Annotated in this window: 6 protein-coding genes; all 6 read right to left on the minus strand. The window is 40.6% G+C overall.

The window, feature by feature from the left end:
* Position 1: 1 nt before the first annotated feature.
* A complete protein-coding gene (locus tag GTR01_RS13820; RefSeq protein WP_160138416.1) occupies positions 2–5,113 on the minus strand; it encodes a type I polyketide synthase in 5,112 nt (1,703 codons plus the stop codon).
* A gap of 5 nt (positions 5,114–5,118) precedes the next feature.
* Complete coding sequence (locus tag GTR01_RS13825) at positions 5,119–5,868, minus strand: polyketide synthase (RefSeq protein WP_160138417.1); 750 nt, start codon at positions 5,866–5,868, stop codon at positions 5,119–5,121.
* A 28-nt stretch (positions 5,869–5,896) separates the two neighbouring features.
* The gene (locus tag GTR01_RS13830) at positions 5,897–6,688 is read right to left on the minus strand and encodes an enoyl-CoA hydratase/isomerase (protein WP_160138418.1); all 792 of its coding nucleotides are present in this window, start codon (positions 6,686–6,688) and stop codon (positions 5,897–5,899) included.
* The gene (locus GTR01_RS13835; protein ID WP_160138419.1) at positions 6,676–7,935 is read right to left on the minus strand and encodes a hydroxymethylglutaryl-CoA synthase family protein; all 1,260 of its coding nucleotides are present in this window, start codon (positions 7,933–7,935) and stop codon (positions 6,676–6,678) included. Before GTR01_RS13835 ends, GTR01_RS13830 begins: the two co-directional genes overlap by 13 nt.
* A 315-nt stretch (positions 7,936–8,250) precedes the next feature.
* Complete coding sequence (locus GTR01_RS13840; protein ID WP_160138420.1) at positions 8,251–9,498, minus strand: beta-ketoacyl synthase N-terminal-like domain-containing protein; 1,248 nt, start codon at positions 9,496–9,498, stop codon at positions 8,251–8,253.
* Positions 9,476–9,724 carry an acyl carrier protein gene (locus GTR01_RS13845; protein WP_160138421.1) on the minus strand — a complete coding sequence of 83 codons (249 nt, stop codon included), beginning with the start codon at positions 9,722–9,724 and terminating at the stop codon, positions 9,476–9,478. Before GTR01_RS13845 ends, GTR01_RS13840 begins: the two co-directional genes overlap by 23 nt.
* Position 9,725 lies beyond the last annotated feature (1 nt).

Genomic DNA, 9,725 nt, shown 5'->3' on the forward strand with positions numbered 1-9,725 from the left:
GCTAATCTTCGTCTATTATAAAAAATCGCATAAAATCATTTTCTTGTGTTGTCTTTAACGACTTGGCCTCTAGATCTAAAGCAGGCTGTTCTTTGGAAGATGAAGGCCAAAAAAATCGTTTATTAAATACCACAGTTTCAGTTCTTGAATCCATTACTGCTCGATTTGTTTCCGGTATCCCTTCGTCGCTAATAATAACATGCGCATTGTTTCCTCCCAAACCGAATGAACTTATCCCTCCTCTTAAAACGCCCTCTACAGCCTCCCATGGCTGATACTTGAGCACAGGATAAAGCGGCGAGTTACTGAAATTGAAACGGGGATTTGGAGTTTCGCAATGCAACGTAGGCGGCAAATTCCGATTAACTATAGACAATGCGACCTTGATAATACTCGCTGCTCCTGCAGCGCATAATAAATGACCGATATTACTTTTTACACTTCCTACACCGCAAAATTGTTCTTTTGAATCGGAGTGGTTTAAGGCCCTGGTTAAGCCCCGCAATTCTATCGGATCGCCAATTAATGTTCCGGTACCGTGCGTTTCCACGTAGGTAATGGTTTTAGGGTTGATATTGGCTTTCTCGATTGCGGACGTAATCAAGTCTGTTTGAGCTTCGGGGTTTGGGGTGGTTACCCCCATGGTATTTCCATCGTTGTTAATAACCGAGCTATCTATAAGGGCATAGATTTTTTGATTGTCTGTAATAGCTTGTTCTAAGGACTTCAAAACCAGCACACCACAGCCTTCTCCAATTCCAATTCCATTTGCATCGGCATCGAAGGTTTTGCAACGACCATCTGGAGACAAAATTTTCGCATTGCTTAAGCCAACAAAAAGTCCTTCATCCAATAGGATATCGACACCTCCGGCAAGCGCTATTTCTGACTCGCCACTGAGAATACTCGCGGCAGCTTGATGAATTGCTGTTAGCGAGCTTGAACAGGCTGTATCGATAACCATATTTGGCCCTTTAAAATTGTAGATATGGGCTAAATGTGCAGTGATGAAATTCTGACCAATTCCAACGATTCGATCTTTTACACTTCCCGGATATTTCATTGCGAAATTCGATGTTCTCGCTCCGGCAAATACCCCTACTCTTGTTCCCGACAACGTTTCTTTTTCTATACCGGCATCGTTTAGCGCCTCTACACTCACCTCTAACCATTGTCGTTGCAGCGGATCTATATACGGAGCCAATGATTCCGGAATATTAAAATAGCCTGGATCAAATTCTTCGATTCTATCTAAAAAACCTCCGCTATTGGATATACTTTTCCCCGATAAATACCCTCTAGGATGATAAAATTCGGCCTCGCTCCATCGTCCTGCGGGCACCTTACTAATACTATCTTTTCCAATTTTTAAGTTGTTCCAAAACTCGGTTATGTTTGATGCTCCCGGAAAATGACAAGCCATCCCAACAATGGCCACTTTTTTCGCAAAGGTTTTAACTTCCACTTTTTCTTTTGAAGATAAAAACTGTTCCTCGATGTCTTTTGAATGGGTTTTAACCAGATACTCGCAAAAACTGCGGGGTGTAGGTTGTTCTATAAAGGTAGTCGGATCTAAACTTATACCAAAGGTTTTATCTATTTCGGCAACCAGTTGTATCAGTATAATGGAATCGATTCCGAGTTGTTGAAATGATGTATCCAATTTAATCTTGAGCTTATCCATTTTTAGCTCTCGTGATAATATATCGACAAATAGCTCCAAAACATCTTCTAAGGTTTTACTCGAAAATGGGGCTGTGGTAGAAGGAGGCACCAAGCTATTTTTATCCATTGTCAATGGAAGGTACTTGATCGATTTTTCTAACAAGCTATCGGGATGCCATAATGAACGATCCACCATGGCCGGAAGAATTACCCCACGAATGTTATTCGCAAGTAAAATATCCAATAGTTTAAGACCTTCTTCATTTGTTTGACTAAGCAATCCCGTTTGTAAATAGCTCTTGCTTTTCACTTCTCCAAATCCGGTTTCTTGCCAACTTGACCATTGTATGCTTAATACCGGAAATTTAGCTTGGCAGGATGTAGCAAAATAATCCATGTAGGCGTTGGCCATTGCGTAATCGGTTTGTCCGGTTCCCAAAGAAGGTATGGCTGAGGCAACCGAAGAAAACATTATAAAGAATTTTAACGTTTCCTCTTTCAAACATTCGTATACAGTGTCAAGGGCAATTGTCTTTATGCTGGTTATTTCTTCTATTTCTTGTTTTGACTTGCGAATAAATGCCGGATTCTTTTTATTGGTTACACCTGCACTATGAATAAAGGCAGTGATTTTACCCAAAGTATGCTTCACATCAACTAGAAACTTCTGTACCTCTTGCTTATCGGTTAACAGTACCGAGCCAACCTGCACTTGAGCTCCTAAGGCTTCCAATTCTTGAATTGCTTTCAACTTATTGGACAAACAGCTAGTTTCATTCAAATACAAGGACCATTCGGTACGAGGTGGAATCTTTTCTCGTCCTGTTAACACTATTTTTTTCAATCCCGAGTGCTTCACAAAATGATATGCACATTGTAATCCTATCCCGCGTGTTCCTCCCGTTATCCACAAAACATCCTCGCTAGAAAATGTTATGTTGCGGATAGCCATATCCATGTTTTGCTCTTTTAAAATGGGTTGGTAACGAATCGATTCGCGAATGCTTATTTCTGATGAATGGCTAGGAGTAAAAAATTCATCCGCAATTTGCTTGGCCAACACGGAGCTTTCTTCGTTTACTGCTACATCTAAATGAAGGCTGGTTAAATGGCGGTATTCCTGTTCTAAGGTTCGGTATAAGGCGGCCGTATCGGCTCCGGCAAAATAGCCAAACGCTTCGTCGAAAGCTTCTAAGCCTTGCGTTACGCCCATCAATTTTAGTCCTTCCCTTTTACCAAACTCCACTAATTGCTGTATCAAGGGTATCCGTTTATATGTATAATCTCTTTCTTCTCCGCAGCCTAGCACATCAATCAACCCATCAAATTCAACCCAACGGCTCCAACTTGTACAAAAATCATCCGCAAGGTTATATTCAACAATTTCAGCTTCATTAAAATATTCGGCTATCTGTTGTGCCAAGCTCATGGTTGCTGTTGAACACAGTAAAATCACTTTGTTCGCCTTTATGTTCTTTTCGGTCATTTCAAGGGCTAGCCATTTTTTGGCCAGAAATTTCGGTTCCCTCGTGCTACTGACTGACGGCTTTTCTTGCACGGTACTAGCCGTTTCAGTGGATAACCAATAGCGTTCTCGTGCAAAGGGATAGGTAGGTAAACTAATGCGCTGAGGAATATCGGTATACAATTGTGACCAATCTATTTTTTTGCCTTCCAGCCATAATTGCGCAATTTTTGCTAGTCGATCGGGTCTATCTATGTTTGCATACCAATTGTCATCTAGGATTTCGTGTCCGTTCAGTGCCGATTCAACCATTCCTACACTAACCTGACTTACTGAATCATTTTGTATAAATGAGGTTAAATGTTCAGCTACTTCATTAATCGTGTGGGCATTAAATGCCAATCGATATTCCATTTCATCTCTTCCTACTTGCAAGGTATAGGCAAGATCGCGAAGCGCTATTTCATTTTCCTTTTTTAGAAAGCTTACTATGTTGTGGGCCTGTGTATTCAATTGCGCTGAACTTTTGGCCGATAAAATAATGAGTTCCGAATTTTGGGCTTGATCATTTTTTTTCTTGCCATTCACATACGCTTCTATTACCATATGGGCATTGGTTCCACTAAACCCGAAAGAACTAATGGCAGCTCTCATCGGTACGTTATCATCTGTTTTCCAATCTTTAAGTTCTTTATTGATATAAAAAGGTGATTCTTTAAAATCGAAATGCGGCGTAGGGATTTCTACATTAAGTGTTGGCGCTATTTTACGGTATTTCATTGACAGCAACACTTTATGTATACCGGCTATACCTGCCGCCGCTGAGGCATGTCCGATATTGCTTTTCACGGAACCTAAACCGCAATAATTCTTTTTCAGGCTATTGGCCGTATATACGGCAGACAAGGCTTCCAACTCAATTGGGTCACCTAATTTAGTGCCCGTTCCATGCAGTTCTACATATTGAATGTTTTCGGGTTGGATATTAAATCTCGAATACACATCGCGCTCAAGTTCTGTTTGGCTTTTAACACTTGGAGCAGTAATGCCGTTAGTTCTTCCATCTTGATTAATTCCGGAGCCAATTATTACCCCATGAATGTTGTCCTTATCCCTGATTGCATCGCTTAACCTTTTTAGTACTACCGCTCCCACTCCTTCTCCGGGCACAAAACCATCAGCACTGGTATCCAGGGTTTTGCATTGCCCATCTTTCGCCAACATGCCTCCTGAACACATGCTTATGTATGAATCTGGAGTTAAGTACAAGCTCACTCCGCCAGCCAATGCCATATCTGTTTCCTTATTGAGTAAAGCCTGACAAGCCAGGTGAATACTGACCATTGAAGAGGAACAAGCGGTATCTAAGGCAATGGCTGGCCCCTTTAAATTTAAATGGTAGGCAATTCGTGCTGCCGCAATGGAGTAACTATTGCCCATTGTGGCCGACATACCGGTACTATTACCGTGAAGCATCAGCCCATATTCAAAACTCATAATTCCGAGGTAAACGCCGCATTTCTTGTTTGAAAGGGTTTCCGTGTTATATCCGGCATCTTCAAAGGCGCTGTAGGCTTCTTGTAAAAATAAACGGTGTTGAGGGTCCATTAGTTCTGCCTCGGCAGGCGGAATTGAAAAGAAGGATGGGTCAAAATACTCAATATCGTCTACTGCGCCTAACCACTTACAATATGTTTTTCCCTTTCTATATGGAGTAGCATCGTAATAGTCTTCTATGTTCCATCGGAAAGAAGGTACTTCTTTAATCGAATTTCTTCCTGCGGATAAGTTCTCCCAGTATTGCGCTAAATTCATCGCATCTGGATATCTACCCGACATGCCGATGATAGCGATTTTATTTTTTTCTTCTATTTTACTCGAAGCTTTTACGTTTACAGCGCTGCTGATCTGTTGTTTGGCCTCTTCTACACTAATGCTTCCAGATTGAAGAGCTTTTAATATTCTAAGGTTCTGTGCGTTCATAGTTTTTATTTTCCGAAAAAATTTAAAATTCGTTCTTTCACTTCGGGATGATGAAAAGTTATTTCATGCATGGTGAGTTCTTCGTCTATAACTTTGGAAAGTTCTTGGCGTATTTGCTTCACCAAATGATTCTTTAAGGTTACCAATGCCAATCGAGGTTTCTCGGCGAGTTGGTTCGCGAGTTGTTGTGCATAGGGCACTACCTCGCTTCTCGCCAACACCTTAAATGGAATTCCTCTTTTTTCGAGGTCATCGCCTCGAAAGTTGCTCCCGCTTAAGAGCATTTCCTCTGATAATGCTAATCCTAATTTTTTGGGTAAAATATAGGTGGCTCCCATACCCGGAGTGAAACCGTATCGCATAAAATTAGTCGTGTATATACTTTCTCTGCTTAACACAACAAAATCGGCAAATAACCCCATCACAAAGCCTCCTCCAATGGCATGGCCTTGCATAGCCGATATTACCGGAATGGGGCAATTAAGCGCCAGGCTGTATAAATTGGAATCTGAAAATTTAATTTTCTTATCGTAGATATCGAGCAGACCCTGCATACTCCCTCCTGAGGCAAAATAATTTGAATATCCGGTAAGAATTACGGCTTTGTATTTCTCATTTGAAGCAATGTTTTCAAATACACGGACTAATGCATCCGTTAATTCGGGTGAAAATGCATTTTTATATTCTTCATCCTTCATCACAACCTGCAAAATGCTGGGTGTTATTTCTAAGGTTTCAATCACTGATTTTTCCATATTCCGGTATTAAAATATCGTGGTGTTATTAACTCGTACTACCTAAATTATTTTCCCATGGAAGCTTTTCATTTTGAATATAATCGGCAATAACACTCAGAATTTTGGGGTCGGAGAAAATTGCTTGATTCGAGCTAACGGCATATCCCTGTACCTCGCTAAGAAAATTATCTAAGTCCTTTCTGTACTTTTTATATCTCCTAATTCCCTCTTTTGGTAGTTTTTCCAATCTACGCATATGTGTTTTAAGTAATGAATCGCTGTCTGCCGCATAGGCATCCACTAGGCCGTAGTGCTGAGCGACTTCTGCCGAAAAGGACTTGGTCATTAAGGTTAAATAGTGCGATTTTTGGTAACCCACTTTTCGAATAAGAAATGGTAGCACGCAAGCGGGAAACAATCCAAATAACAACTCAGATAAACCGAATTGAGCACTATTTTTGGCTAGTACCACATCACAAGCGGCCACAAAACCTAAACCTCCGGCATTTACTCTTCCTTCTACATGTGCCAAAGACACGTAAGGTCCTGTAGCTAACTTTAGCCAAATTGAGTATAGCTTATCGGGAATTTTATCCGACATCGGTATTTGCTCGAAATTTGATACTATGGAATCTAAATCAGCACCCAGACAAAATATATCGGGTCTTCCTTCGAAAACAACTACTGTACTTTTTTCTTCGCATATGGCTAATACCTGATCAATTTCATCCACCATAACTGCATCAATTGTATTTTTTGCCTCCGGCCGATTAAATTTGATAAAGCAAATTGTTCCGCGAAATTGAACTTCGAGCGTTTGATACCTTAGGTTATCCATTTATAATTGCGATGAAAGTTCGTTATATTTGTTAAGATTAGACGTTCAGATTGGTCGGTTGAAATTATTTCAGGTACCCTATCTAAATTAAGTTGAATATCGCGTGTTCCAAATTTTATCGTATCGCTTCCCTTCAATAACTCGTCGTATTCACTCATGGATAGCTCATATCGTTGATCGAGCTGCCTTTCAATGTTATACTGCTGAACATGTTTTTGGCCAGCGGATGTAACTACGCCGCTATAAAATTCTGAACAACAACCTGAGCCGTAAGAAAAGCATCCAATACGTTTAGCACGCTCAAACGCTCCCTTTTCTATCGTACTCAATAGCGATAAAAAAACCGTGGCCCCCATAATATTTCCCACGCGTTGACAATAGCTCAATCCCGGAACCACTCGTTCGTTGAAATCATTTTCTATATCGGAAGGCGCCGCTTTAAGCATCTTTCTCATCATGGTTCTATGTGCACCCTTTACCATTCCACCAAATGGCGTGTGAAAAGTCAGGTATTGAAAGCTATCGCGATACGAGGCTCCTATTACTCTTTTTTGATATTCCAGAAATGCATTTTCACAACAATCTAAGTAGGCCAAAAGCGACATATCTACATCGCCGGCTTCGCCATCGGTAACGGGTCTACAGGTATCCATAATTTCATAGCCGTAATATCCGCTAGCCCCTTGATCCAATTGAAAAACATGAGGGCTATCACTTACCAACATGGCTACGGCTCCCGCTCCACCACTCGGTTCGGCGAATGACCAATCTTGTTCTTCCAAAGAAATTCCCGGCACAATCATAAACCTGGAAATATCGCTGGCAATTACCAAGGCCTTTGCACCGGGCGAGGTATTGGAGAGAATAAAGTTAACCGCCATTTGAAATCCAATCGTACCTGAATAACACGCTTGTTTAACCTCCATCATTCTACAGTTTTTACTCAGGTTTAGGTATTTATGAATATAGGTACTGACGGATTTACCGAAATCGATTCCGGATTCAGTACAGGTAATTAACAATTCTATTTTTTGTTTTTCTTCCTCGGATAACTTATCCACTATAGGCTTCGCCGCATTTACCCCAAACGATATGGGATCTTCGAAAGGCATTGCCACTGCTTTCTCTTTCATCATTAAGTTGACGAACCTTTTAGTATCTAACTGTCTATGAAGGGCAAGCTTGTTCACATCTAAAAAAGCACTCCCTGCATAAACGTTCATGGATTCTATTCCTACATTGATCATATTTTGATTTTGATTTTTAGGTATACTCGATTGATAACTGATTAAGATTTATAGGTAGGAGTGTTCGAAACCTTACGGAGCTTAAAAAAATACCGTCTTTGCGAGGAGGCACGACGAAGTAATCTTTCATACTAAGAAATAAAAGATGAATATAGCATGATAGATTGCTTCACTTCCTCCCACAAGCCCAATCCTTCGGTTCGCAATGACAGCGATTTAGAGGTTTCTGCTAAAAATAGGCTTGCTGGCTATGAAGCGAAAATCCCGACTAATAGAAAAAAAGGTTCGAACACCCCATATTTATAGGCCTTTTAATTAGCTTTTAAGTTTTTTTGATTCTATTTTCTGTACGCAAACCGCAGTGTTAATCCCGCCAAATCCATAACTGAGCTTGAGGGCATTTTTAATTGAACAGGGAATCGCCTTCTCTTTTACCCACTTCATATGTGTGTTAATTGGGTCCTCTAAATTCAAAGAGGGATGTAGTTGCCCTTCTTTCATTTGCAGTAATAAGGCAATCATTTCTACCAGCCCTGCGGCAGAAAGCCCGTGGCCTATTATCGATTTTGTGGTATTGATACAAGCCTCAGATAAACCACTCTCTATAAACGCTTTAAGTTCGGTTTCATCGCCCAATGGAGATCCTGTACCGTGTGGACTAACATAATCGATGTTTTCGGCTTTTAGTTTTGCCATTTTTAGCGCATCTTTTATTACATGCAATTCGCCTTCATAAGAGGGATTCGGGTTTCTGTTTGCGTCCATCGCAATGCTCCAACCGGTAAATTGAGCGTAGGAATCTTGGCTTCTTTCCTGTGCATGCGCCTTGGATTCGACTACAATAGCACCGCAGCATTCTCCGTAAATAAAACCATCGTGTTTCTTGTCAAAAGGACGACAAGCCATTTGTGGTTCATTTTTAAATACTTCTGATCCCATTGCATTCGCAACTTTAAAAGCTTGCAGCTCCATATAGGAAAGGTCCATCAATGCGCCAATTGCAATGCAAACTTTCAGGCTACCCGACTGAACTGCTTCAATCGCCTGTATCAATGCCATTTGACCACTAGCGGAGGCTCCTCCAACAGAATAAGCTCTACCCTTTATACCAAACTGTTCTGTGCACATTCCACAAACGTCTGTGTCCATAAATGAAAGTGCATAGTTGGGTTTTAAATATGGTAGTTTGTTATTGAATGACTCAAAGGTTTGCAAGAGTTCTCTTTGTTGAAAATTCGATCCACCTATTACAAGTCCAATGTTATAGGGGTCTAGGTCTTGAAGATTTGCTTCTTCCCAAGCTTCTGCTAATGTTACGAGCGCTGCTTTTGCTGACAATGACGTGTTTCGTATTAGCCTTTTTGAGAAGCGTTCTGGAAGGATTAATTCCTGCATTTCTGCACCAATAAAAGCAGTTCCTTTTTGACGTCCCTCTCGCTCCATCACACGAAAGGCAGAGCGGCCTTGCAGTAAGTTTTCAAAAAAAGCCGATTTTCCTTGACCAATGGCCGATGTAATCCCTATTCCTGTAACTACTATCTCATGACGCTTGGTAGTTTTCATAAAACAATTGTGCTAATTCTCCGATATTTTTAACTTTTATTAATTGTGTTTGAGGAATATCAATGGATAAGGTTTCTTTAATCATAATAACTATTTCGACACGATCCATCGAATTAGCCCCCAAATCTGTTAAACTTTCCTCGTAGCTAAAATTATGGTCTTCTAATTCAGGTATTACCTCTATTATATGTTTGGTTATTAAATGGAATATTTCTTCTTGATTCATA

This window comes from Chryseobacterium sp. c4a, from assembly GCF_009900745.1.
Classification (GTDB): domain Bacteria; phylum Bacteroidota; class Bacteroidia; order Flavobacteriales; family Weeksellaceae; genus Chryseobacterium.

Excerpts from the sequence above, each read along its gene's own strand:
- GTR01_RS13820 (WP_160138416.1), bottom strand. The coding sequence starts at position 5,113 with ATGAACGCACAGAACCTTAGAATATTAAAAGCTCTTCAATCTGGAAGC.
- GTR01_RS13825 (WP_160138417.1), bottom strand. The coding sequence starts at position 5,868 with ATGGAAAAATCAGTGATTGAAACCTTAGAAATAACACCCAGCATTTTG.
- GTR01_RS13830 (WP_160138418.1), bottom strand. The coding sequence starts at position 6,688 with ATGGATAACCTAAGGTATCAAACGCTCGAAGTTCAATTTCGCGGAACA.
- GTR01_RS13835 (WP_160138419.1), bottom strand. The coding sequence starts at position 7,935 with ATGATCAATGTAGGAATAGAATCCATGAACGTTTATGCAGGGAGTGCT.
- GTR01_RS13840 (WP_160138420.1), bottom strand. The coding sequence starts at position 9,498 with ATGAAAACTACCAAGCGTCATGAGATAGTAGTTACAGGAATAGGGATT.
- GTR01_RS13845 (WP_160138421.1), bottom strand. The coding sequence starts at position 9,724 with ATGAATCAAGAAGAAATATTCCATTTAATAACCAAACATATAATAGAG.